We start from the raw sequence: 24,072 nt of genomic DNA on the forward strand, positions 1-24,072 counted from the left end.
GGCCGCTGACGCAGAGGGGCGGGTGGCGGGTGCTCTTCGCCATCCGCCACCCGCCCCTGCCGTTCTTACGCGGTGGCCGCCGCCGCGTCCGCAGCCTGTGCCTTCAGGGCACGTTCCACGCCCGCGCGCGACTCCGACATCAGCCGGCGCAGACCCGCGCTCGCCTCCGTCGAGGCCAGCCAGGCGTCCGTCGCGTCCAGGGTCTTCTGCGAGACCTGGAGCGTCGGGTAGAGACCGATGGCGATCTGCTGGGCCATCTCGTGGCTGCGCGAGTCCCACACGCCCTTGACCGACGCGAAGTACTTCTCCGTGTACGGCGCCAGCAGTTCGCGCTGGTCGGTCTGGACGAAGCCGCCGATGACCGCCTCCTGGACGGCGTTCGGGAGCTTGTCGGACTCGACGACCGAGGCCCACGCCTCCGCCTTCGCCTCGGCCGACGGACGTGCCGCGCGGGCCGTCGCCGCGTGGCGCTCACCCGCGGCCGTCTTGTCGCGCTCGTACTCGGCGGCGATCTCGTCCTCGTCCAGCAGGCCGACCGCGGCAAGCCGCTCCACGAACGCCCAGCGCAGCTCGGTGTCGACGGCGAGGCCCTCCACCGCCTCCGTGCCGTCCAGGAGCGCCCGCAGCAGGTCCAGCTGGTGCGGGTTGCGGGCCGTCGCCGCGAAGGCGCGGGCCCAGGCCAGCTGGTGGTCGCCGGCCGGCTCCGCAGCGCGCAGGTGCGCGAGCGTCGCCTCCGTCCACTGGGTCAGACCTGCCTCGCGCCACTCCGGCGCCGCGTACAGGTCCAGGGCCAGCTTCACCTGGCGGTGCAGCGACTGGACGACGCCGATGTCCGACTCCTTGCCGATGCCGGACAGCACGAGCGAGAGGTAGTCACGCGTCGCCAGCTCGCCGTCGCGGGTCATGTCCCAGGCGGAGGCCCAGCACAGGGCGCGCGGCAGCGACTCGGTGAAGTCGCCGAGGTGCTCGGTGACGACCCGCAGCGACTCCTCGTCGAGCCGGACCTTCGCGTACGACAGGTCGTCGTCGTTGAGCAGGATGACGGCCGGGCGTGCGGTGCCCGCCGGGAACGGGACCTCGGTGCGCTCACCGTCGACGTCCAGCTCGATCCGGTTCGTGCGGACCAGCTTTCCGGCCTCGTCGAGGTCGTAGCAGCCGATCGCGATCCGGTGCGGGCGCAGCGTCGGCTCGCCCTTGGCGCCGGCGGGCAGCGCCGGGGCCTCCTGGAGGACGGCGAACGAGGTGACGTGACCGTTCTCGTCCGTGGCGATCTCCGGACGCAGGATGTTGATGCCGGCCGTCTCCAGCCACGCCTTCGACCAGGCCTTCAGGTCACGGCCGGAGGTCTCCTCCAGCGCGCCCAGCAGGTCGGACAGACGGGTGTTGCCGAACGCGTGCGCCTTGAAGTACGCCTGGACGCCCTTGAAGAACGCGTCCATGCCGACGTACGCCACCAGCTGCTTCAGGACCGAGGCGCCCTTGGCGTACGTGATGCCGTCGAAGTTGACCAGGACATCGTCCAGGTCACGGATGTCCGCCATGATCGGGTGCGTCGACGGCAGCTGGTCCTGGCGGTACGCCCAGGTCTTCATGGAGTTGGCGAACGTCGTCCAGGAGTGCGGCCACTTCGAGCCCTCCGCGTACGCCTGGCAGGCGATCGACGTGTACGTGGCGAACGACTCGTTCAGCCACAGGTCGTTCCACCACTCCATGGTGACGAGGTCGCCGAACCACATGTGGGCCAGCTCGTGCAGGATCGTCTCGGCCCGCGTCTCGTACGCCGCGTCCGTCACCTTCGAGCGGAACACGTACTGGTCGCGGATGGTGACCGCGCCCGCGTTCTCCATCGCGCCGGCGTTGAACTCCGGGACGAACAGCTGGTCGTACTTGGCGAACGGGTACGCGTAGTCGAACTTCTCCTGGAACCACTCGAAGCCCTGCCGCGTGACGTCGAAGATCGCGTCCGCGTCGAGGAACTCGGCGAGCGACGGGCGGCAGTAGATGCCGAGCGGAACGGACCGGCCGTCCTTCTCGTAGCTGCTGTGCACCGCGTGGTACGGGCCGACGATCAGGGCCGTGATGTACGTCGAGATGCGCGGCGTCGGCTCGAAGACCCAGACGTCGTCCTTGGGCTCCGGGGTGGGGGAGTTCGAGATGACCGTCCAGCCCGCCGGCGCCTTCACGGTGAACTGGAAGGTCGCCTTCAGGTCGGGCTGCTCGAAGCTCGCGAAGACCCGGCGCGCGTCCGGGACCTCGAACTGCGTGTAGAGGTATGCCTGCTGGTCGACGGGATCGACGAAACGGTGCAGGCCCTCACCGGTGTTGGTGTAGGCGCAGTCCGCGACGACCCGCAGCACGTTGGAGCCCGCGTGCAGGTGCGGCAGTGCGATCCGCGAGTCGCGGAAGACGGCCGCCACGTCCAGGGCCTTGCCGTTCAGCTCGACCTCGTGCACGGCCGGGGCGACCAGGTCGATGAAGCTCTCCGCACCGGCTTCGGCGGAGTCGAAGCGCACGGTGGTGACGGACCGGTAGGTGCCGCCCTCCTGCGCTCCGGAGAGGTCGAGATCGATCTCGTACGCGTCCACGGTCAGCAGGCGCGCCCGCTCGTGTGCCTCTTCGCGGGTCAGATTCGTGCCAGGCACGCGGTCATCTCCTTCGATGGTGACGTTTCGGGTCATCCTTCCACGCCAGACGCCCTGTGGAGCGGAGTGGCCACGATGTTCCTACCCGCGGTAGCATGAAGGGTATGAAGATCAGTGTGAGCTTGCCCCAGGAGGATGTCGCTTTCGTCGACGAGTACGCCACGAAGACCGATGCGGATTCCCGGTCCGCCGTGATCCACGCCGCCATCGAGCTGCTGCGCGCCTCCAACCTGGAGGCCGACTACGAGGCGGCCTTCGCGGAATGGGACGCGAGCGAGGATGCCGCGCTCTGGGACCGGCTCTCGGGAGACGGGCTGATCGATGAGGCGCGGTGACATCTACCTGGTCGACTTCGAGCCCGTGCGGGGCAGCGAGGTGAACAAGGCGCGCCCGTCGGTGATCGTCTCGAACGACGGGGCGAATGCCGTGGTGGCGCGGACCGGGCGGGGCGTGATCACCGTGGTGCCCCTGACGTCGAACACCTCCCGGGTCTATCCGTTCCAGGTGCTGCTCCGGGCGGAGGAGTCCGGTCTGCCCAGGGAGTCCAAGGCGCAGTGCGAGCAGGTGCGTGCGATGGCCCAGGAGCGGTTCCGGCGACGCGTCGGCGCCGTCCCCCGCCCCCGCATGGCCGAGATCGACGCCGCCCTGCGACGGCACCTCGCCCTCTGACGTACGCGAAAGGGCGGCCACCGCACACCGGTGGCCGCCCTTCTCAGCTGCGTACAGACGTCAGCCGTTCAGCTCGGCCGCGACCAGCTCCGCGATCTGCACGGCGTTCAGCGCCGCGCCCTTGCGCAGGTTGTCGCCGGAGACGAAGAGCGCCAGACCGTTCTCCACGGTCTCGTCGGCCCGGATGCGGCCCACGTACGACACGTCCTGGCCGGCCGCCTGGAGCGGAGTGGGAATCTCCGAGAGCTCGACGCCCTCGGCGTCCTCCAGCAGCTCGTGGGCGTGCTCCACGCTGATCGGGCGGGCGAAGCGGGCGTTGATCTGGAGCGAGTGACCGGTGAAGACCGGGACCCGGACGCAGGTGCCGGACACCTTGAGCTCCGGGATCTCCAGGATCTTGCGGGACTCGTTGCGGAGCTTCTGCTCCTCGTCGGTCTCGAAGGAGCCGTCGTCGACGATGGAGCCGGCCAGCGGCAGCACGTTGAAGGCGATGGGGCGCTTGTAGACGGCCGGCTCGGGGAAGTCGACGGCGCCGCCGTCATGGGTGAGCTTGTCGGCGTCCGCGATCACCTTGGACGCCTGGCCGTGCAGCTCGGCGACGCCCGCCAGACCCGAGCCGGAGACCGCCTGGTAGCTGGTGACGACCAGCGCGTCGAGACCCGCCTCGTCGTGCAGCGGGCGCAGCACGGGCATCGCGGCCATCGTGGTGCAGTTCGGGTTCGCGATGATGCCCTTGGGGCGGTTCTTGATCGCGTGCGCGTTGACCTCGGAGACGACGAGCGGAACCTCGGGGTCCTTGCGCCACGCGGAGGAGTTGTCGATCACCACGGCGCCCTGGCCGGCGACCTTCTCGGCGAGCGCCTTCGAGGTGGCGCCACCGGCGGAGAACAGCACGATGTCGAGACCCGTGTAGTCCGCGGTGGAGGCGTCCTCGACGGTGATCTCCTGACCCTGCCACTCGATCGTGGAGCCCGCGGAGCGCGCGGAGGCGAAGAGCCGCAGCTGGTCGGTCGGGAATTTCCGCTCGGCCAGGATCCTGCGCATGACTGTACCGACCTGACCGGTGGCGCCGACGATTCCGACCTTCACGGGGACTCCTTCAAACGTACGAACTGGCGCGGTTGCCGTTCCATGATGCGGGTGTCCACGGCTTCCTTGTCCAATCCATTGTCCGGCAGACGGACAGGAACCGGCGGCGGCCGGGCAGAGCAGTGGGGCGGGCGCTCCGAGAGCGCCCGCCCCACCGGTGTCACAGATGCAGCATCCGGACCGTTACGGCGTGACCTTCTCGATCACGACGCTGCCGGTGCCCGCCGCGGTGCCGCGGCTGTTCACCAGCTGCACCTCGCCGAAGAACTGGCGTCCCTCGGGAGCCGCACCGGCGACCACGACATCGGCTCCGACCTGCGCCGAAGCGCCGCTGGCCAGGTTCACGGCCTTCGACTCGTCGACCTTGAGCGTGCCGAGCGACGGTGCGTAGTACACGTCGCGGTAGTCGTACGTGGTCGTCCCTGCCGGAACCGAGTAGCCGTCCACGACGATCGTGTACGTACCGGCCGCGGGGTTCGCCAGACTGACCGACTCCTCCGCACCCGCGCTCGTGGAGGAGCCGAGCTCGGCGCCGTTCTCGTCGAGCACGTACAGGTCGATGTCGGCGTTGGCGTCCGACGTGCCGCCGATGGCGACGTCCAGCTTCTCGACGCCCTCACCGATGGTGACCGTGGTGACCTGCTGGTCGCCCGTGCTGATCGACGGGGTGGCAACCTTGGCCGAACCCAGCGAGCCGCCCTTGAGAGCGCCCACGAGGTCGCCCGCGGTGTTGGTGACGGTCCAGTTCACCGCGGCCGGCGTACCGATCTTCGCCTCGGGCAGCGTCTGCACGGCCGGGTCGAAGGACGCGCCGAGCAGGCCGACATCCAGCTTGAACGGGTTGTCCAGCAGCGGCGACGTGCGCCGTGCCTCGACCTCGATCTCCCAGACACCGGCCTGCGGGTCGGCGTACGAGCGCACGTCCGGGCGGCAGGTGTTGGCCGGGTTGTCGTAGTTCGGGTAGCAGAACGGCGTCCCGCTGTCCTCCATGGCCACGCCGTACGGGTGGATGGAGATGAAGCGGGTCTGGCTGCCCGAGCGCAGCGCGCTCATCGCGACCTCAAGGGTCCTGGCGCCCTCCGGCACGTTCACGAAGTACGACGTGGTGCCGTTGCGCTGCACCGAGCCGGACGCCGTGAACGCGTAGGCCGGCTTCACCAGGTCCTTGGCGACGACCACCGTGGACAGGATCTGCTGGTCCACGCCGGAGGTCTTCGCGTCGTCCACCAGCAGGATCGCGCTGTGCACGCCCGCGGTACGCGGCTTCGCCTGGACCTTGACGGTCACCGGCGTGCCGAGCGGCAGCGAGACGGTGCTGCTGCCGACCAGCTTGAAGGTGCCGTCGTCGTTCTTCCAGGACAGCTTGTGCGCGACGGCCTTGTCCGGGCCCGTGGTGCGGGTGATCGTGACGTCGTACGACTTGGTCTGGCCGGCCTTCAGGCCGCCCTCGCGGTCGTACAGGCCGGTGCCGAAGCCCGGGGTCTTCAGCGCGAAGTCGATCGACGTGTCGACCGGGGCCTTGACGGAGTACTCGTGCGCCGGGGCGCCCTGCTTCTCGATCTGCTTCCAGGCACCGACGATGTTGATCAGACCGGAGCCCTGGGCGTGCGCGGGCACGCCGTCGATGTGCGTGGCGGTGCTGGTCAGCGCGGTCCGCAGATCGGCCGGGGGCAGCTCGATGTGCTTCTGCTTCGCGGCGGACAGCAGCAGCGCGGTCGCGCCGGCGGCCTGCGGCGAGGACATCGAGGTGCCCTGCAGCATGGAGTAGCCGGCCGGAAGCGAGTAGCCCGCCTCCTTGACCGGGCTGCCGGGCAGCCAGGTCTGGGTGGTGTTGATGGAGGCGCCGGGCGCGGTCAGGATCGGCGCGAAGCCGCCGTCCTCACGCGGACCACGGGACGAGAACGGCAGCATGTCGTACTTCTTGGTGACATTGGAGCCGTAGTTGGCGGCCCAGGTCTCCTTGGAGATGGACGCGCCGACGGAGATGACGTGGTCGGCGAGGCCGGGGTCACCGATGGTGTTGACACCCGGGCCGTCGTTGCCGGCCGAGATGACCAGCTGGACGCCGTAGGTGTCGATGAGCCGCTTGTACAGCTCGGCACGGGCGTTGTTGCCGTCGTTGAGCGGCGGTAGGCCACCGATCGACATGTTGACGACATCGACACCGCGGTTCACGACGAGGTCGAGCATGCCCTCCATGAGCGCGATGTTCGTGCAGCCGCCGGACCAGGTGCAGGCACGCGAGGAGACGATCTTCGCGCCGGGCGCTGCGCCGTTCATCTTGCCGCCGAAGAGCCCGTTGGCGGAGGTGATGCCGGCGACGTGGGTGCCGTGCTCGCTCTCGATGACACCGATGTTGACGTAGTCGGCCTTGTCGCCGGCTGCGTTGTACACCACGCTCTTGCGGGTCTCGACGACGAACGGGATGCGCTCGACGACCTCGGTCGCCGGGTTGTCCGTGCCGAAGTAGCCGACCTGGTGGTCGTCCTTGTACGGCTTCATGACGGCGTCGTCGGAGAAGTTGGCGTCGTTGTTCAGGTCGACGCGCACGGTGCCGGCGACCGGGTCGTAGAGCACGGCCCAGACGTCGGTGGTGTCACCGTCACGGTTCAGGTCCCCGGCCATGTCGCCGCCCTTGGTGGCGGCCTCGGAGAAGAGCTGGATCTTGTACGAACCGGCCGGCGCCGAGTAGGTGCGGCCGCCGATGGTGAAGGTCGGGCCGGCCACCGAGGCCGTCATCCGCAGCCAGGTGCCGTCGCCGTCGCTGACCGGGTCGGTGGCCGTTATCCAGTCGACGATCTTGCGCTCGCCGGTGGTGGTCTTCTGCAGCGCCGGGTGACCGAGGTCGACACCCGAGTCCAGAATGCCGATGGTCACGCCGCGGCCGTCGGCCTTCGGGTGCTGCTGGACGAAGTCGACCGCGCCCGTCTCGAAGGACGGGTTGTACGGGTTCTTCGCCGGCGTCTTCTTGCCGGGTGCCGGGTAGGTGCCCGTGGACTGGGTCTTCGCCCCGGCGGCCCGGTCGGCCGCGGGAGTCGGGTCGTCCAGCATGATCTCCTGCTTGAGATCGATGCCGTGGACGGACGTCAGCTTCGAGGCCGCCTTGATGGTGGCCTCGGCGGTCGCGGTCGGTACGGTCGCGCGTACGTAGCCGAGCTTGTCGTACGTACGCCCCATCACGGACCCCTTGACGGCGTCCAGCTGCTCGGCGACCTGCTCGGTCGCACCGGGAGCGGTGGCGACCATCATGGTGACGTTCTTCTCACCCTTGGCCTTCGCCTTGGTCAGGACGTCGGCGTCAGCCGCACCGAGCTTGTCGCTCGTGGCGGCCGTCTTCACGGGGGTGTCGGCCGGGTCGTCGGCGGCGAAAACCGGGGCCGCGCCGGAGGCGGCCAGTGCGGCCACCAGACCGGCGGCGGCCGCGACTCGGGCCACGCGTCTCGCCCCGGATATGAGGCTTGGGGATTCGGAGGTCATCAGCATCCCTGTAAGTGAAAGAGAAAGTCCGGAATTCGATACCGGATGACCGCTCAGCCTTTCGTAACCGACACGGGTTTGTGGAGGGTTGAGGGAGGCGAGATGCGTCCGTGGCGTACTTCCGCCACCGGGGCCAAAGCGTCACCAGGGATGAAAGGGGTGATAACTCCCCTGTTACCGGGGCAAGATGACCACATACGCGGCGGGCTCGCGGTCTGCCGCCGCCATCAGTGCGGTGCGCACCACCGCCGCCTGATGCTCCTGGGCGTCGCGCAGCCTCCTCGGGGTGAGGTGGACGACGGTGATTCCGAGCCGCTCCAGATGCTCGCGTTCGGCGGTGTCCGCGGACCACTCGGCGTCGTGCCCGCGTCCGTTCTCGCCGTCGTCCTGGCGTCGGCCGTCGTCGAGCGTGCCGTGCCGGGGTGTGCGGTTCTCGAGTGCGACGGCGACGGCCTCGCCGGGCCAGTAGGCGTCCACGCCGCCGAGGTGCGGGCCGCCGGGCAGCCGCAGGTCCACGTTCCACAGCGGCTCCGGCAGGTCGTAGGTCCGCACCATCTCGTACAGCCGGCTCTCCGCCAGCGCCCGCCCCTCGGCGAGCAGCGAGTCGACGGCGTTCACCACATGGGGTCGGCCCAGCAGCTTGGCGCGGCTCAACTCGCGTACCACTGCCGCAGGTTCACAGTGTCCGACGCGGACCGCCTCGGTGAGCAGCCGGCGTACGGCCGAGGCGTCCCCGAGCCCGGCTGCCGCGTCTGCGAGCGCCCGCGCCACGGGGGCCACCGGCAGGCCGCCGAGTTGCTCGGGGCGGGGCAGTTCGGACGTCCGCATCACGTGCACGTACCGGGCCGACCGCAGCCGCCTGGTGCGCGGCACGAGCACATCGATCCGGTCCAGCGAACCGACCGGGGGCGCGGCGGAGAACCCGTACAGGGCGAGCGCCGCCAGCCCGGTGACCATGGCCTCGCCGTACCCCGTCGCCCGCGCGGCGCCTGCCTGGGCGGGCGCGCCGCGCCGCCGTCCGACATACAGCAGGGCGGACCGCAGCCGCTCCTCGCCGGTGGGCGGTCCCGGGTGCAGCACGTACACGCCGGGCAGCGGCTGCTGCCACGGACCGCCGGCCAGGCACTGCGCGGCCGCCCGCGCGGGGGACACGCCGTGCGCCTTCAACTGCTCGGCGGACAGGACGCGTTGCCGTACGTCGGAGGGGAGGCGGAAGTGGCAGCGGGAGGCAGGGGTGTTCTGGGTCATGTTCCGGGGTATGCCGCCGGCCGCGGTGCGGCTAACCCCTGTTACACGCCCGTCGACAATTCAGGACAACGCCGTCCTAAAGTAAGGACGTTCGACAACCGAAAAGGGCGATCCCGCCGGGGATTGTGCCCCCGTCAGTCCGCACGCCGGGCGGGCCCGACAATCGGGCCCGCCCGGCGATCGAGGACAGAGCCCCCAGCGTCCGGACCACGCGCAGGCTCAGACCCGGCCCTGCGCCCCCGCGTCGCACGCCTGCGCCCGCAGCGCCCGGGCCAGATCGTCCCGAGCCTCCAGAACCAGGCGCCGCAATGCGGGCGCCGCGTCCGCATGCGCCTCCAGCCACGCATCCGTGGCGGCCAGCGTCGCCGGGTCGTCCTGCAGCGCCGGGAACAGCCCCCGCACCACGGCCATCCCGATCTGGATCGTCCGCTGGGCCCACACCCGCTCGATCGCGTCGAAGTACGTGGCCGCGTACGGCGCCAGCAGCTCCCGCTGCGACGGCTGTCCGAACCCCGCGATCGTCGCCTCCACCAGCGCGTTGGACAGCGCGTCCGACTCCACCACGGCGGCCCACGCCTGCGCCTTGACCGCCGCCGAAGGCCGCGCTGCCAGGCAGCGCACCTGGTGCCGCTTGCCGGACGCCGTGTCGTCCCGGGCCAGTTCGGCATTGATCACCGACTCGTCGGCGACCCCGTGGGCGGCCAGCGAGGACAGGAATGCCCACCGCAGCTCCTGGTCGACCTCGAGACCGTCGATCCGTGCGGATTCCCCCAACAGCGCGGACAGCAGCTGGAAGTCCGCGTCCGAGTCCGCGACCGCCGCGAAGAACCGTGCCCACGCCAGCTGGTGCTCGCTCCCCGCATCGGCGATCCGCAGCTCCCGCAGCGCACCCGCGGCCAGCGCCCGGCCGCCTTCCTCGCGCCGGCCGGGGGCGGCGTAGTGGACGAGTGCGGTCCGGGTCCAGGCATGCAGCATCTGCAGGACGCCGATGTCGGACTCCCGCCCGGAGTAGGCGAGCACCAGCGAGATGAAGTCGCGGGCCGGCATCAGCCCGTCCCGTGTCAGGTTCCACAGCGCCGACCAGCACAGCGCCCGTGCGAGCGGGTCGGTGATGTCTCCGAGGTGCGCGCGCAGCGTGTCGAGGGACGCCTCGTCGAAGCGGGCCTTGCAGTACGTGAGGTCGTCGTCGTTGACGAGGATCAGCTCGGGCCGCTCGGCCCCGGCCAGCGCCTCGACCACCGTGCGCGGCCCCGCCACGTCCACCTCGGCGCGCGCGTACCGCACCAGGTCCCCGCCGGTCGTGCGCCGGTACAGGCCGACCGCGACCCGGTGCGGCCGCAGCTCGGGGTACGCCTCGGCCGCCTCCTGGAGGACCGCCAGCTCGGTGATCCGGTCCGCCGCGTCGTACGTGACCACCGGCGTCAGCGAGTTGACGCCCGCCGTCTGCAGCCACGACCGCGACCAGCCGGCCATGTCGCGCCCGGACGTCTCGGCGAGCACCGACAGCAGGTCGCCCAGCTGCGTGTTGCCGTAGGCGTGCTTCTTGAAGTAGCGCCGCGCGCCCTCCAGGAACGCGTCCCGTCCGACGTACGCCACCAGTTGCTTCAGCACCGACGCACCCTTGGCGTACGTGATGCCGTCGAAGTTCAGCTTGGCGTCCTCCAGGTCACGGATGTCGGCCGTGATCGGGTGTGTGGACGGCAGCTGGTCGGCCCGATAGGCCCAGGACTTGCGGTTGTTGGCGAAGGTGATCCAGCCGTCCTTGAAGCGGGTCGACTCCACCATGGCGAAGGCGCCCATGAAGTCGGCGAACGACTCCTTCAGCCACAGGTCGTCCCACCACTGCATGGTGACGAGGTCGCCGAACCACATGTGCGCCATCTCGTGCAGGATGACGTTGGCCCGGCTCTCGTACGAGGCCTGTGTCACCTTGCCGCGGAAGATGTACTCCTCGCGGAACGTGACACAGCCCGGGTTCTCCATCGCGCCCAGGTTGTACTCGGGCACGAACGCCTGGTCGTACTTGCCGAACGGGTACGGGTAGTCGAAGTTGTCGTGGAAGAAGTCCAGGCCCTGCTTGGTGATCAGGAAGATGTCGTCCGCGTCGAAGTGCCGGGCGAGCCCCTTGCGGCAGAGTGCGCCGAGCGGGATCTCCAGCGTCGTGCCATCGTCGAACGTGCGGCTGTACGAGTCGGTCACATGGTGGTACGGACCGGCGACGACCGCCGTGATGTACGTCGAGATCGGCTTCGTCTCGGCGAACCGCCAGACCCCGCCGTCCCGGGACTCCTCGACCCCGTTGCTCCAGACCGTCCACCCCTCGGGCGCCGTCACCTCGAAGCGGAAGGGAGCCTTCAGGTCGGGCTGCTCGAAGTTCGCGAAGACGCGTCGTGCGTCGGCCGGCTCGTACTGCGTGTAGAGGTAGACCTCGCCGTCCTCCGGGTCGACGAACCGGTGCATGCCCTCGCCGGTCCGGCTGTACGCGCACTGCGCGTCGACCACCAGGACGTTCTCCCCCTCCGGCAGACCGTCCAGCGCCACCCGCGTGCCGTCGAAGACGACGGCGGGGTCGAGCGCCTGCCCGTTCAGGGTCACCGACGTCACGCTCGGCGCCAGCAGGTCCGCGAAGGTGGACGCCCCGGCCCGCGCGTTGCGGAACCGGATCGTCGTCACCGAGCGGAAGGTCCGCGGACCGGCCGGGCGGTCCCCACCGTCTACGGCGTCCTCCTCGGGCTCACCGACTGCGGACCGCACGTCGAGCAGGACCTCGTATCCGTCGACGGTCAGCAGCTCCGCCCGTTCACGGGCTTCTTCGCGCGACAGGTTTTGACCGGGCACAGCTGCACTCCTTTGTGTCACCTTCGAATGGTTTTGATCCTCCCATGCGGCTCCCGGCCCGGGCGTGCGGGAATGGCGGGGCCATCCGGCGGTGTTCCCGAGCACAGGTGCGACCGCCTCTTGAGGAGAGACATGTCTGAGAACGCCACGGCGAACGGCAAGACGCCCGCCGATTTCTGGTTCGACCCGCTCTGCCCCTGGGCGTGGATGACCTCCCGCTGGATGCTGGAGGTGGAGAAGGTCCGCGACGTCGAGGTCCGCTGGCATGTGATGAGCCTCGCCGTGCTCAACGAGGACAGGCTCGACGAGCTGCCCGAGGAGTACCGCGACATGCTGGAGACCAAGGCGTGGGGCCCGGTCCGCGTGGTCGTCGCCGCCCAGCAGAAGCACGGCGACGACATCGTCGGCCCGCTGTACACGGCGCTCGGCACCCGCTTCCACAACCAGGGCGAGGGCCCGACCCGCGAGGCGATCGTGGGCGCGCTCGAAGACGTCGGCCTGCCGGCCGAGCTCGCGGACTTCGCCGACTCGGACGCTTACGACACGGAGCTGCGCGCCTCCCACAAGGAGGGCATCGACAAGGTCGGCCAGGACGTCGGCACGCCGGTCATCGCCGTGCCGGGCTCCGACGGCGAGCAGATCGCCTTCTTCGGCCCGGTCGTCACCCCCGCCCCGAAGGGCGAGGAGGCGGCGAAGCTGTGGGACGGCACACTGCTGGTGGCGTCGATCCCCGGCTTCTACGAGATCAAGCGGACCCGGACGCAGGGCCCGATCTTCGACTGATGCACGTGCCCGGTGGCGGGTTCCGGACGGCGTCCGGAACCCGCTCCGTACCGCGTCACATGGACGGCCGCGTGGTGCAGCATGCCGGAGGGGGACGACAACCGGCCCCGAAGGGAAGCGATTCGCCATGCGCATACGAGAAGCGAGCCCCGCGGAAGCCGTGGAGCTTACCGGACTCGCCCTGCGGTCGAAGGGTTACTGGGGCTACGACGAAGCGTTCCTGGCCGCCTGCCGGGACGAGCTCACCCTGCACCCGGATGACCTCGAACGCCGCAGGACCGCGGTTGCCGAGGAGGACGGCCGTGTCCTCGGCTTCACGACCCTGGAGGGGCTGCCGGCCGTGGGCACCCTCGGCATGATGTTCGTCGAACCGGACACGGTGGGCCGGGGCGTGGGCCGGTTGCTGTTCGAGCACGTCGTGTCCGAGGCCCGCCGCCTCGGTTTCGTGCGCTTCACCATCGACGCCGACCCGCATGCCGAACCGTTCTATCTCGCCATGGGGGCGGTACGGATCGGGGCGACGCCCTCGGGGTCGATCCCGGGCCGCGAACTGCCCCTGCTGGAGTTCACACTCCCGTCACGCTGAACCCTTGCCGCAGGCTCGAACTCTCGTTCATGATCTGCGGCATGTCAGCCGACGTCCGTACGGACTGGGGACCGGCCCCGCAGCTGCCGCGCCGCGTCCGCATCGGATACGGACTCGGCTCCCTGTGCACCGGCACATTCGCCACCGTTCCGGGGCTGATCCTCCTCTACTACCTGACCAATGTGCTGGCCGTGCCCGCCGCCGTCGCGGGCGCCGCGGTCTTCCTTCCCAAGGCGTGGGACGTCCTGATCAACCCGCTGGTCGGAGCCCTTTCCGACCGCAGCCGGCTGCGCGGCGGCCCGCGCCGCCCGTTCCTGCTGATCGGCGCCTGCACCCTGCCGCCGTTCTTCGCGCTGCTCTTCGCCGCGCCGCCGCTGCGGGGTGCAGCGGCGGCCGGATACGTGGCCGTGCTGTTCCTGCTGGCCGCGACCGCGTACGCGGTGTTCCAGGTTCCGTACGTGACGATGCCCGCCGAGATGACGGAGGACCCGGCCGAACGCGGCCGGGTCCTGGCCTGGCGGGTGGCCTTCCTCGGCGTCGCCATCCTGCTGTCGGGCGCACTCGCCCCCGCCATCGCACACGCCGACGGTGACACCGCGGCGAGCTACCGGCTGATGGGGATCGCCGTCGCCGTCCTGCTCGCCCTCGGGATGTCCGGGGCCTGGTTCACCACCCGTTGGGCCCCGACGGTCGCCCGCAGCGAGGCCGAACCGTCCCTGCGCGCGCAGCTCGCCGCCGCCCGCTCGAACCGCCCGTTCCTCTTCCTGGCCGGCATGTGGTCCCTGCAGGCCCTGGCCATCGGCGTCATGCTCGCCGGCGTCCAGTACTTCGCCACGTACACCCTCGGCTCGGCGAACGCCGTCACCCCGCTCTTCGCGTGCATGATCGGCCCGCTGGTGCTCTTCATGCCGCTCTGGAACCGGCTGGCCAGGCTCCGCGGCACGACCTGCGCCCAGTGGTGCGCCTCGCTGCTCTATCTCGCAGGTGCGGTGGTGCTGGCGTTCACCCGGCAGGGCGGCACGGCACTCGGCTACACGGCCGTCGTCGTGGTCGGAATCGCCTACGCGGGACTCCAGTTGCTGCCCCTGACGATGCTCGCCGACACGCTGGCCGCCGATGTCGCCCGTACCGGCAGGCGACGGGCCGCGACGTTCACCGGGCTGTGGACGGCGGCTGAGACCCTCGCCTTCGCGCTGGGCGCCGGGGCGTTCGCCCTGGTCCTCGCCGTGACGGGGTTCCGCGCCTCGGACGCCGACCACCGGGTGGACCAGCCGGACATGGCGCTGGCCGGCATCACGGCCGGTATGAGCGTGCTGCCCGCAGTCCTCGCGGTGGCGAGCCTGTGGCTGTTGCACCGGTACTCCGACTCCCTCAAGGAAGAGCCCGCCCATGCCGACTGACTCCACACCCCCGGGCCTGCCCCAGGGGCGGCCCGCCGCCGACGTCCTCGCCGAGCTGCGTTCGCTGCGCGGCGCCGACGCACCGACGAGGGGCGGCCGCACCTTCGCGTACGTCTACGACGCGGGCCTGGACGGCCTCGACGAGCTGGCGGCCGCCGCCTACACGGCGTACGCCACTGTCAACGGCCTCGACATGACGGTCTTCCCGAGCGTCGCCCGGCTGGAGAACGACCTGGTGGGTGCGGCGGCGGCGCTGCTGGGCGGCGGGCCGGACGTCCAGGGCTCGTTCACCAGTGGCGGTACGGAGTCCATCCTGCTCGCGGTGAAGACGGCCCGCGACCAGGCCAGGTCGGAACGGGGCGTCACCGACCCCCAGTTGCTCCTTCCGTCCACCGCTCATGCGGCCTTCCACAAGGCGGCGGCGTACCTGGGCCTGGAGCCGGTGGTCGTCCCGGTGGACCCCGCCACGTACCGGGCGGACGCCGCAGCGACGGCGGCCGCGATCACGTCCCGCACGGCCCTCGTGGTGGCCTCCGCACCCTCGTACGCGCACGGCGTGATCGATCCGGTGGCGGAGATCGCCGCGGCGGCCGCGGACCGTGGTGTGCTGTGCCATGTCGACGCCTGCATCGGCGGCTGGATCCTGCCCTATCTGCGCCGCGCGGGCCGCGACATCCCGCCGTTCGACCTGTCGGTCCCCGGCGTCACCTCGCTCTCCGTCGACCTGCACAAGTACGGCTACGCGGACAAGGGCGCGTCGGTGGTGCTCTACCGGGACGCCGGCCTCCGCCGCCACCAGTACTTCGCCCACGCGGGCTGGCCCGGCTACCCGGTGGTCAACCCGACCGTCCAGGGCACCAAGTCGGCGGGGCTGCTGGCGCAGGCGTGGGCGGTGCTGAGGCATGTCGGCGAAGACGGTTACACGGATCTCGCGGCCCGGGTCGCGGAGGCCACCGACCGGCTGCTCGCAGGGCTGAGCAAGACGGACGACGTGCACGTCCTCGGTGACCCGTCGGCCGGCCTGGTCGCCTTCACGCTCCACACGTCCGGCGTTCCCGACCTGAGCCTGCTGCTGCACCTCGCGGACGAGATGCGCGAACGCGGCTGGTACCTCCAGCCGCAGCTCTCCTTCGACGGCCTGCCGCCCAACCTCCACCTCACGCTGACCCCGGCCACGGTCGGCCAGGTGGACGCCCTGCTCACCGACCTCACCGGAGCACTGTCGGCGGCCCGCGCGCTGCCTCCGGTCACGGTCGACCCGGGCCTGGCCGAACTGGCCGCCGGACTCGACCCGTCGGCCCTGGGCCCGGAGGAGGTCGCGGCGGTCCTGGCCTTCGCCGGCCTCGGCGGCGACGCGGGCCTGCCCGCCCGGATGGCCCCGGTACTGGTACTGCTCGACGCGTTGCCGGGGCCGCTGAAGGAGCGGCTGCTCACGGAGTTCGTGGGGTCGATCTTCCGGATCTGAACGTGGCGCGACGGCGGGGCGCCGGCGTTCAGGTGCTCCTTGCAGCGCAAGGGCAGGCCGCGCACATGGCGCCGCGCCTCACCGTTCTCACGTTCGGTCCGGCCCCTTCACGCGTCGAGCAGGCTCGTGATCCCGACGACGTCGCCGACGGCCACCACACCGTCGCGGACCACCGCGTTCTTCGCGCCGAAGCTGACCTTGTTCCCGTAGTCGGGTTCGCGGCGGTACGTCGACAGGGTCCGGACCGGCTCCGGGCCCGCCCGGCGGCCGGTCGACTGGTCCACCAAGGGGACGTTGCACCGCATCGCCCGCACGGCGTAGGCCAGTTCGGCCGAACCGATCGTCATCCGGCGTACCCGGTCCTCGAAGTGCGGCTCGTCGGAGCCGGCCAGCACGATGTTCGGGCGGAAGCGGTCCATGGGCACGCCGTCCGCGTCGCCCCGGGCCTCGATACGGGCGTTGAGGCCGGCCAGGGACGCGGTGGAGGCGACCAGCACCGCATGGGCGTCGGCGAAGTTGACCTTGCCGGGGGTCTCGCCCCAGCCGTCGCGGTCGAAGCCGGGCGCCACCCGGACCAGCCGGGACCTCGTCCCGAGTGCCTCCGAGAACCACTCGGCGGCCGCGTCCCCCTGGTCGCACGCCTCGCCGAGCGGGCGGTCGAACATGCTGACCGCGCGGCGCGGACCGTCCCGGTCGACGTCCAGCTTCAGGGGTTCGAGGTCGTGTGCGGAGAGGAGCAGCACGTTGCCGCCGTCCAGGACTTCGGCCCTGATCGCGGCCATCGCGGGGAGCGTCCGCTGGCTGCGGAACGCGCCGTCCTCCGCGTCCACCACCATGAACGTACGGTCGTGCACCAGACCGGTCCCGGTGAGCTCGGCACGGTCGACGAGGACGCCGGCGCAGCCCTTGACCGGGTAGTACGCCAGTTCGTGAACGGTGATGGTCATGATGCCCCTGTCCTCGGCAACCGCTTCGCGCGTGTCGATGCTGCCGGACATGATCGTGCCGGGTGTGATGAGTTCGACTGGCCGGTCCCACCAGGCGACGGTGCCCATCATCGCACCCGCCTCGTACGAGTGACATCCGCGCGGGGCTGGGGGAGCCAGGACGTGATCAGCCCTTCGGGCCGGGACCGAAGGGCTGATGCGGTGCCGGGATCCGGCAGGTACTGCGTCCGGCCCCGGCGCGCATCGCCCGCCGCACCTGGCCGTGCCCCAAGCTGGTGGACGAACCGGAAGGGAGAGTCGATGACCGCCACCCCCACGACCCTGCTGCTCGCCCGCCACGGAGAGACCGTCTGGCATGGAGAGGACCGTTACGCCGGGATCAGCGACATTCCGCTCAGTGACGAGGGGCACCGGCAGGCCGAGCAGCTGGCGCGGTGGGCGGTCAGGAACCCGGTCGACGCGATCTGGACGTCGACGGTCCCGCGCGCCGTCGAGACCGCCGAACCCGCCTGCCGGGCGCTCGGCCTCGTACCCCTGCCCGAACACGATCTGCGCGAGTGCGACTTCGGGGCGGCGGAGGGGTGCACGCTCGCCGAGTTCGCCGCCGAGGACCCTGCATGGGCCGAGGCGTACCGCGCCGATCCGGTGATCCACGCCTTCCCCGGGGCCGAGGATCCGCGCACGGCCGCGGCCCGGGGGACGGCGGCGCTGCGCCGGATCGCGTACTGCCATCCGGGGCAGCGCGTACTGGTCGTCGCGCACGGCACGGTGCTGCGACTCGTACTGTGCGAACTGCTGTCGATCCCGCTCGGTGCCTACCGCCGGGTGCTTCCGCACCTGCGGAACGCGGCGGTGAGCGAGGTGCAGCTCGGCGAGGAGGGCGGCGCGCTGCTCTCCCTCAACGTGCCGTGCGTACCGGACGTCAGTTCTTGACGGCCCCGGCCCGGCGCTGGCGCACGAGACCGACGACGCTCAGGACCACGGTCAGCGCACCCGTCGCCAGCAGCTGGTCACGCGTGTCGGGCCGGAGCAGCATCAGCACGAAGATGCCGGCCATGGCCGCCAGCGCCAGCAGCGTCCCCACCGGGAACAGCCACATCCGCACGACCAGCTTCTCGGGCGACTCGCGCTCCAGCCGGCGGCGCAGCAGCAGCTGCGACACCGCGATGAAGATCCAGACGACCAGGATCACCGCGCCGATCAGGTTGAGCAGCCAGGGGAAGACGTCGTCCGGCCGCCAGTAGCTGAGCAGCACGCACAGGAAGCCGAAGACGGACGAGACGAGTACCGCGGTACGCGGCACGCCGGAGGTGATGCTGCCGAGCCGCCTCGGGCCCTGGCCGCGGGCGACCAGCGAGCAGGCCATGCGCGAAGCGCCGTAGATGTTGGCGTTCATCGCGGACAGCAGGGCGATCAGGATGACCACGTTCATGATCTCCGCTGCGCCGCTGATGCCGAGGTGGTCGAGGGTCGCGTAGAACGGGCCGACCGTCGCGACCTTCGGGTCGTCCCACGGGACGAGGGTGACGACGACGGCCATCGAACCGACGTAGAACAGCGCGATCCGCCACATCGCCGTCCGGACCGCCTTCGCGACGCCCCGCACCGGGTTCTCGGACTCGGCCGCGGCGATGGTGACCGTCTCCAGACCGCCGTACGCGAAGACGGAGGCGAGCAGTCCGATGATGAAGCCGTTGGCGCCGTGCGGCAGGAACCCGCCGTCACCGCGGAGGTTGGCGTCGCCCGGGGCGGTCGTGCCGGGCAGCACGCCGAGGATCGCCAGCACGCCCAGCACCAGGAACAGCGTGATCGCGGCGACCTTGAGTGCGGCGAACCAGAACTCGAACTCGCCGAAGTTCTTCACGGCGGCCAGGTTCGTGGCGAGGAAGAGCACCATGAACAGCGCCACCCAGGCCCACTCGGGGGTGCCGGGCAGCCAGCCGGTGACGATGTGTGCGGCGCCGATCCCTTCCAGGCCGACGGCGACGCAGAGCAGCACCCAGAACGCCCACCCGACGGCGAATCCGGCCCACGGTCCGATGGCCCGTTCCGCGTGGACGGAGAAGGAGCCGGAGGCCGGATTGGCGGCGGACATCTCGCCGAGCATGCGCATCACGAACATGACCAGCAGCCCGGAGAGGGCGTAGGCGAGGACGATCGAGGGCCCGGCGGAGGCGATACCGGCACCGGAACCGACGAACAGCCCGGCACCGATGACACCGCCGAGGGCGATCATCGACAGATGGCGCTGCTTGAGTCCATGGGTGAGCGCGGAGTCGGCCGTGACCGCGGGGGCCTCGGCGCCGGCCGGGGTGGCGGCGGAATCGGCGGTGGGGGGAGACGCGGTGGTCCGAGGCATGGACAAGCTCTGTTCGGTAGGTGAGACGGGAACGTTGCCACAGTCTCTTCCCGACACCCGTCCACAGGGGATCGGCGTCCGCTATCCGGGCGCTGGCGTCACACAAGGTGAACGCGTGTGTACGTGCCCGGGACGGCCGCCCCCCTTCAGCGCCCGCCCGTGGATCCGCGCCGGCCCCTCAGCTCCCGCGCCCCCGCCGCCAGCAGAACCAGACCGGTCGCCGCGGCCGACCACAGCACCTGCGGGCGCGCGACGTCATCGGTCAGCATCAGCACGAGTACGGCCACGAGCGCGGCCAGGGTCACCCAGGTCAGCCACGGGAAGCACCACATCCGCAGGGCCAGTGCCTGGGGCGCCTCGCGTTCGAGACGGCGTCGCAGCCGCAGCTGCGACGCGGCGATCAGCCCCCAGACGAAGAGGAGCACCGCGCCGACCGAGTTGAGCAGATAGAGGAAGACGGTGTCGGGCCACTTCAGATTGAGCAGGACGGAGACGAAGCCGAAGGCGACCGAGGCCAGCACCGCCCGCCGCGGCACCCCGCCCCCGCCGCCGCTTCCCGACACCTTGAGCAGCCCGCGCGGTCCCTCGCCGCGCTCGGCCAGCGAGAAGACCATCCGTGACGCGCCGTAGAGATTGGCGTTCAGCGCGGAGAGCAGTGCCACGAACACCACGATGTTCATGATCTGCCCGGCCGACGGCACCCCGATCGCGTCCAGGACCGTGACGTACGGGCTCAGTCCGGACTGCTGCGCGGTCCACGGCAGCACCGTCACGATCACCAGCATCGACCCGACGTAGAAGAACAGGATCCGCACGACCGCACTGCGTACCGCGCGTCCCACCGCGCGGGCCGGGTTCTCGGTCTCGGCCGCCGCGATCGTGACGACCTCCAGCCCCCCGAACGCGAAGACGACCGTCAGGACGCCGGAGACGACACCGTCCCAGCCGTTCGGCAGGAAGCCGCCCTGCCCGGTGAGGTTGGCCAGCCCGACCGGATCGGTGTCCGGCAGCAGACCGAAGACGGCGAGCAGCCCGAGCACCAGAAAGATCACGATCGCGGTGACCTTGAGCGCGGCGAACCAGAACTCGAACTCGCCGAAGTTCTTCACCGCCGTCAGATTGGCCACGGTGAAGACGACCATGAAGACCAGCACCCACGCCCACTGGTCCACGCCCGGCAGCCAGCCGTGGGCGATCTTCGCGGCGGCGGTCGCCTCCACGGCGAGGACCACCACCAGCAGGAACCAGTAGAGCCAGCCCACGCTGAACCCGGCCCAGCGGCCGAGCGCCCGCTCCGCATGGACGGAGAACGCGCCCGAGGCGGGCATCGCGGCCGACATCTCGCCGAGCATCCGCATCACCAGCATCGCGAGCGCGCCCGCGATCAGGTACGACACGACGATGCCCGGTCCGGCGACCGCGATCCCGGCGCCCGAACCGACGAAGAGCCCGGCGCCGATCACCCCGCCCAGGCCGAGCATGGTCAGATGGCGCTGCTTCAGTCCGTGCGAGAGGGGTTCCTGCTGCGCGGGGGGAGGGGAGTCGTGCATGGGGTGCGGGTCACTCTCGGATATCTGGCAGGTCCCTCTTATGGGGAACCTACAGTCTCACGTGGCGAGACCATGTCTGTTGGCCGGGCCCCTCTCGGCCCTCACCTCAGTGACCAGCATCACGCCGCCGTGTGATTGCGTACCGGCCTTTGTGTGAACCCCACCAATCCGTCAACCGCCGCTTTGTCGGTGGCTGATGGTGATCGAGCGTTAACCCGTGGACTAACGTCAGGCTCAGTCCGTCCCCACCTGCCCTCACCTCCGCGGAGTCCCGATGAGTACTGCTGCCGCCGCCCCCGTCCGTACCGGAGCGGTCCTCGCCGATCTGCTGCCCGCCGCCAGGCACCGCTACGCCGTCGACACGGCCCTGGTCGTCGGCGGCGCCGCGCTCACCGGCATCGCCGCCCAGATAGCGGTTCCGGTCCCGGGCTCCCCGGTCCCCGTCACCGGCCAGACCTTCGCCGCCCTCCTCGTCGGCACCGCGCTCGGCGCGCGCCGCGGCTTCCTCTCCCTCGCCGTGTACGCGCTCGTCGGCATGGCGGGCATGCCGTGGTTCGCGGGCGGCAGCTCCGGCGCGGGCGGCGCCTCGTTCGGTTACGTCCTCGGCATGCTGCTCGCCGCGACCGTGGTCGGTGACCTCGCCCGCCGCGGCGGAGACCGCTCCGTGCTGCGCACCGCGGGCACGATGGTGCTCGGCTCCGCAATCATCTACGCGGTCGGAGTCCCGTACCTGGCGCTGTCCACCGGGATGTCGGCGAGCGCCGCGATCGCGGCCGGCCTGGTGCCGTTCCTGCTCGGTGACGCACTGAAGGCGGCGCTGGCGATGGGCGCGCTCCCCACCGCCTGGAAGCTCATCGGCCGCCGCGGCTGACGCAGGCTCACGCGCCTCGGGCGCGTTCGTGAAACCCCCACCCAAGAGGCTCGCCGGGTCGCACTGCGACACCAGACCGGCGGGCCTCTTGCATGCCCGCTCACCGTGGAGGGCTTCGGTACGGTGCCCGCCGCGGATGCAGAAGCCCAGCGAGGTCGGGGCACTGAGCGGCACGGCGCACGGCGGTCACCGCGGCCGCCGCACGGGCCGGGTGGATGACCTGGGCCACGGCCGGCCCGCGCCCGGCGGCACATGCGACCGCGGCCCGGACCGATCGTCGCTACCGGTGACGACGACGATCGGTCCGGGCCGCAGTGGAGGAACCGGTCCGGAACCCGCCCGGCTCCTCCGTGTCCGGCGCACCGGGGCGGCCGGCCGGGAGGGCAGCGGGTCGAACAAAAGGGGAGGCTTTCCCGTCGCGCGGTGAAGTCCGCAACGGGAGAGCCTCCCCATACACCTGACATCGGCCGTCAGGCAGGCACAGGATCGATCAGGCGTCGGCGGCGATCGCACCGCTCTTGCGCTGCCGGACCTCGCGTACCAGCGAGATGCCCACGACGATCGCTGCGACAAGGAGCGAGAGCAGGACCTGCTCGCGGCCGCTGTCGTCGGTCAGCATGTAGACCAGCACGAACGAGATCATCGCGATCGTCGCCCAGGTCAGGTACGGGAAGAGCCACATCCGTACGACCAGCTTCTCCGGCGACTCGCGCAGGATGATCCCGCGCATCCGCAGCTGGGTGAAGCAGATGACCAGCCAGACGAACAGGGCGACGGCACCGGACGAGTTCAGCAGGAACTGGAAGACGGTGTCCGGCCACTGGTAGTTGAAGAACACGGCGACGAAGCCGAAGACCACCGAGGACAGGATGGCCGCCTGCGGCACGCCCCGCTTGTTGGTCCGGGCGAACGCCTTCGGCGCGTCACCGCGGCCGCCGAGCGAGAACGCCATCCGCGAGGCCGTGTACAGGCCGGAGTTGAGGCAGGACAGGACGGCCGTCAGCACGATGACGTCCATCACCTGGCCGGCGTGCGGAATGCCGATCGAGTTCAGCGCGGCGACGTAGCTGCCGTCCTTGAGGATCGACGCGTCGTTCCACGGCAGCAGCGTCAGCACGATGAAGATCGAGCCCAGGTAGAAGACGGCGATCCGCCAGATCACGCTGTTGGTGGCCTTCTGGACGGCGCGCTGCGGGTTCTCGGACTCACCGGCCGCCAGCGTGACGATCTCGCTGCCCATGAAGGAGAAGACGACCATCAGCACACCGGTGAGGATGGCGCCCGGCCCGTTGGGGAAGAAGCCGCCGCTGTCCGTGAGGTGCGCGAGCCCCGCGCCCGGGTTGTCCGAACCGGGCAGCACCCCGAAGACGGCGAGCAGACCGACGACGACGAACGCGCCGATCGCCACGACCTTGATCCCGGCGAACCAGAACTCGAACTCGCCGTACGAGCTGACCGAGACCAGGTTCGTCGCGGTGAGCACCACCATCACGATCAGCGCCCACGCCCACTGCGGGACGCCCGGCACCCAGCCCTCCAGGATCTTGGCACCCGCCGTGGCTTCGACGGCGAGCACCACGACCCAGAAGAACCAGTACAGCCAGCCGATCGAGAAACCGGCCCAGCGGCCGAGGGCCTGGTCGGCGTAGGCGGAGAAGGAACCCGAGCTGGGCCTGGCCGAGGCCATCTCGCCGAGCATCCGCATGACGAAGACGACCATGAGGCCGACGAGCGCGTACGAGAGCAGGATGGCCGGTCCTGCGGCGGCGATGCCGGCGCCGGAGCCCACGAAGAGGCCCGCGCCGATCACTCCGCCGATGGCGATCATGGAGAGGTGGCGGTTCTTGAGACCTGCCTGGAGCCCGTCGCCGGACTCCTGCTTGCCCGCCCGGCCCGGCTCGCCGGGCTTCTGGCCCGGTCCTGCCAGAGTCGTCTGCGTCATGGATCGAATCCTTACGTTCTGGATCACTCTGTCCCGTAGCTGTGCCGCTGCACTGTGGTGTGGCGGCGAGGCACTGGCATTGAAGCTCGCCCGACCCGAGAAGCGGAACCCTTTATTCCGAATAGGTGTCCGGATCGTTGCCCGAGTGGGATTGCACACATGAGCGCTGCGCAACGGCTTTGAGCGCCGGTCGAGCGGGTGCTCAA

General features: G+C 70.5%; 17 protein-coding genes. 8 read left to right on the forward strand and 9 right to left on the reverse strand.

What is annotated here, in order from left to right; genetic code table 11:
* Positions 1 to 65: 65 nt before the first annotated feature.
* Entirely contained in the window at positions 66 to 2,642 is a 2,577-nt protein-coding gene (pepN, locus tag OG878_RS26065; RefSeq protein WP_328889022.1) for an aminopeptidase N, read from the reverse strand.
* Positions 2,643 to 2,746: 104 nt separating this feature from the next.
* On the opposite strand from pepN (OG878_RS26065), the gene OG878_RS26070 reads away from it, so the two are divergent.
* Together OG878_RS26070 and OG878_RS26075 are read left to right on the forward strand one after the other, a co-directional pair.
* Positions 2,747 to 2,977 carry a ribbon-helix-helix domain-containing protein gene (locus OG878_RS26070; RefSeq protein WP_277326221.1) on the forward strand — a complete coding sequence of 77 codons (231 nt, stop codon included), beginning with the start codon at positions 2,747 to 2,749 and terminating at the stop codon, positions 2,975 to 2,977.
* On the forward strand, positions 2,964 to 3,311 hold the full coding sequence (locus OG878_RS26075) for a type II toxin-antitoxin system PemK/MazF family toxin (RefSeq protein ID WP_328889023.1): 348 nt from the start codon (positions 2,964 to 2,966) through the stop codon (positions 3,309 to 3,311). Before OG878_RS26070 ends, OG878_RS26075 begins: the two co-directional genes overlap by 14 nt.
* Before the next feature lie 60 nt (positions 3,312 to 3,371).
* On the opposite strand, the gene OG878_RS26080 is transcribed toward OG878_RS26075, so the two are convergent.
* The 4 genes from OG878_RS26080 to pepN (OG878_RS26095) form a co-directional block, all read right to left on the reverse strand.
* A complete protein-coding gene (locus OG878_RS26080) occupies positions 3,372 to 4,400 on the reverse strand; it encodes an aspartate-semialdehyde dehydrogenase (RefSeq protein ID WP_328889024.1) in 1,029 nt (342 codons plus the stop codon).
* Between the two features lie 183 nt (positions 4,401 to 4,583).
* Positions 4,584 to 7,883 carry a S8 family serine peptidase gene (locus OG878_RS26085; protein WP_328889025.1) on the reverse strand — a complete coding sequence of 1,100 codons (3,300 nt, stop codon included), beginning with the start codon at positions 7,881 to 7,883 and terminating at the stop codon, positions 4,584 to 4,586.
* A 168-nt stretch (positions 7,884 to 8,051) separates the two neighbouring features.
* Positions 8,052 to 9,125: a hypothetical protein gene (locus OG878_RS26090; RefSeq protein ID WP_328889026.1), complete on the reverse strand. Its 1,074-nt coding sequence runs from the start codon at positions 9,123 to 9,125 to the stop codon at positions 8,052 to 8,054.
* A gap of 219 nt (positions 9,126 to 9,344) precedes the next feature.
* A complete protein-coding gene (gene pepN, locus OG878_RS26095; RefSeq protein ID WP_328889027.1) occupies positions 9,345 to 11,963 on the reverse strand; it encodes an aminopeptidase N in 2,619 nt (872 codons plus the stop codon).
* 132 nt (positions 11,964 to 12,095) lie between these two features.
* On the opposite strand from pepN (OG878_RS26095), the gene OG878_RS26100 reads away from it, so the two are divergent.
* From OG878_RS26100 to OG878_RS26115, 4 genes are all read left to right on the forward strand, one after another.
* A complete protein-coding gene (locus OG878_RS26100) occupies positions 12,096 to 12,746 on the forward strand; it encodes a mycothiol-dependent nitroreductase Rv2466c family protein (RefSeq protein ID WP_328889028.1) in 651 nt (216 codons plus the stop codon).
* Between the two features lie 127 nt (positions 12,747 to 12,873).
* A complete protein-coding gene (locus OG878_RS26105; RefSeq protein ID WP_328889029.1) occupies positions 12,874 to 13,332 on the forward strand; it encodes a GNAT family N-acetyltransferase in 459 nt (152 codons plus the stop codon).
* A gap of 41 nt (positions 13,333 to 13,373) precedes the next feature.
* On the forward strand, positions 13,374 to 14,732 hold the full coding sequence (locus OG878_RS26110) for an MFS transporter (RefSeq protein ID WP_328889030.1): 1,359 nt from the start codon (positions 13,374 to 13,376) through the stop codon (positions 14,730 to 14,732).
* Positions 14,722 to 16,197 carry a pyridoxal phosphate-dependent decarboxylase family protein gene (locus OG878_RS26115; RefSeq protein ID WP_328889031.1) on the forward strand — a complete coding sequence of 492 codons (1,476 nt, stop codon included), beginning with the start codon at positions 14,722 to 14,724 and terminating at the stop codon, positions 16,195 to 16,197. Before OG878_RS26110 ends, OG878_RS26115 begins: the two co-directional genes overlap by 11 nt.
* Positions 16,198 to 16,304: 107 nt before the next feature.
* Here the strand turns inward: OG878_RS26115 and OG878_RS26120 are convergent, their stop codons facing one another.
* Complete coding sequence (locus OG878_RS26120) at positions 16,305 to 17,144, reverse strand: MOSC domain-containing protein (RefSeq protein WP_328891385.1); 840 nt, start codon at positions 17,142 to 17,144, stop codon at positions 16,305 to 16,307.
* 300 nt (positions 17,145 to 17,444) lie between these two features.
* Between OG878_RS26120 and OG878_RS26125 the strand changes: the two genes are divergently transcribed.
* Positions 17,445 to 18,077 carry a histidine phosphatase family protein gene (locus tag OG878_RS26125; protein WP_328889032.1) on the forward strand — a complete coding sequence of 211 codons (633 nt, stop codon included), beginning with the start codon at positions 17,445 to 17,447 and terminating at the stop codon, positions 18,075 to 18,077.
* On the opposite strand, the gene OG878_RS26130 is transcribed toward OG878_RS26125, so the two are convergent.
* Together OG878_RS26130 and OG878_RS26135 are read right to left on the reverse strand one after the other, a co-directional pair.
* A complete protein-coding gene (locus tag OG878_RS26130) occupies positions 18,067 to 19,503 on the reverse strand; it encodes an amino acid permease (protein ID WP_328889033.1) in 1,437 nt (478 codons plus the stop codon). The genes OG878_RS26125 and OG878_RS26130 overlap by 11 nt on opposite strands.
* Positions 19,504 to 19,649: 146 nt before the next feature.
* Positions 19,650 to 21,053, reverse strand: coding sequence for an amino acid permease (locus OG878_RS26135; RefSeq protein ID WP_328889034.1), 1,404 nt, complete (start codon positions 21,051 to 21,053; stop codon positions 19,650 to 19,652).
* A gap of 274 nt (positions 21,054 to 21,327) precedes the next feature.
* On the opposite strand from OG878_RS26135, the gene OG878_RS26140 reads away from it, so the two are divergent.
* Positions 21,328 to 21,924: a biotin transporter BioY gene (locus OG878_RS26140; RefSeq protein WP_328889035.1), complete on the forward strand. Its 597-nt coding sequence runs from the start codon at positions 21,328 to 21,330 to the stop codon at positions 21,922 to 21,924.
* Between the two features lie 490 nt (positions 21,925 to 22,414).
* Here the strand turns inward: OG878_RS26140 and OG878_RS26145 are convergent, their stop codons facing one another.
* Entirely contained in the window at positions 22,415 to 23,866 is a 1,452-nt protein-coding gene (locus OG878_RS26145) for an amino acid permease (RefSeq protein ID WP_328889036.1), read from the reverse strand.
* Between the last annotated feature and the right edge of the window lie 206 nt (positions 23,867 to 24,072).

It is taken from the genome of Streptomyces sp. NBC_00316, from assembly GCF_036158715.1.
Classification (GTDB): Bacteria; Actinomycetota; Actinomycetes; order Streptomycetales; family Streptomycetaceae; genus Streptomyces.

What these genes read in the sequence shown, in the direction of transcription:
- OG878_RS26070 (WP_277326221.1), top strand. Translation starts at nt 2,747, where the DNA reads ATGAAGATCAGTGTGAGCTTGCCCCAGGAGGATGTCGCTTTCGTCGAC.
- OG878_RS26075 (WP_328889023.1), top strand. Translation starts at nt 2,964, where the DNA reads ATGAGGCGCGGTGACATCTACCTGGTCGACTTCGAGCCCGTGCGGGGC.
- OG878_RS26085 (WP_328889025.1), bottom strand. Translation starts at nt 7,883, where the DNA reads ATGCTGATGACCTCCGAATCCCCAAGCCTCATATCCGGGGCGAGACGC.
- OG878_RS26090 (WP_328889026.1), bottom strand. Translation starts at nt 9,125, where the DNA reads ATGACCCAGAACACCCCTGCCTCCCGCTGCCACTTCCGCCTCCCCTCC.
- OG878_RS26100 (WP_328889028.1), top strand. Translation starts at nt 12,096, where the DNA reads ATGTCTGAGAACGCCACGGCGAACGGCAAGACGCCCGCCGATTTCTGG.
- OG878_RS26105 (WP_328889029.1), top strand. Translation starts at nt 12,874, where the DNA reads ATGCGCATACGAGAAGCGAGCCCCGCGGAAGCCGTGGAGCTTACCGGA.
- OG878_RS26110 (WP_328889030.1), top strand. Translation starts at nt 13,374, where the DNA reads ATGTCAGCCGACGTCCGTACGGACTGGGGACCGGCCCCGCAGCTGCCG.
- OG878_RS26115 (WP_328889031.1), top strand. Translation starts at nt 14,722, where the DNA reads ATGCCGACTGACTCCACACCCCCGGGCCTGCCCCAGGGGCGGCCCGCC.
- OG878_RS26120 (WP_328891385.1), bottom strand. Translation starts at nt 17,144, where the DNA reads ATGACCATCACCGTTCACGAACTGGCGTACTACCCGGTCAAGGGCTGC.
- OG878_RS26125 (WP_328889032.1), top strand. Translation starts at nt 17,445, where the DNA reads ATGACCGCCACCCCCACGACCCTGCTGCTCGCCCGCCACGGAGAGACC.
- OG878_RS26130 (WP_328889033.1), bottom strand. Translation starts at nt 19,503, where the DNA reads ATGCCTCGGACCACCGCGTCTCCCCCCACCGCCGATTCCGCCGCCACC.
- OG878_RS26135 (WP_328889034.1), bottom strand. Translation starts at nt 21,053, where the DNA reads ATGCACGACTCCCCTCCCCCCGCGCAGCAGGAACCCCTCTCGCACGGA.
- OG878_RS26140 (WP_328889035.1), top strand. Translation starts at nt 21,328, where the DNA reads ATGAGTACTGCTGCCGCCGCCCCCGTCCGTACCGGAGCGGTCCTCGCC.
- OG878_RS26145 (WP_328889036.1), bottom strand. Translation starts at nt 23,866, where the DNA reads ATGACGCAGACGACTCTGGCAGGACCGGGCCAGAAGCCCGGCGAGCCG.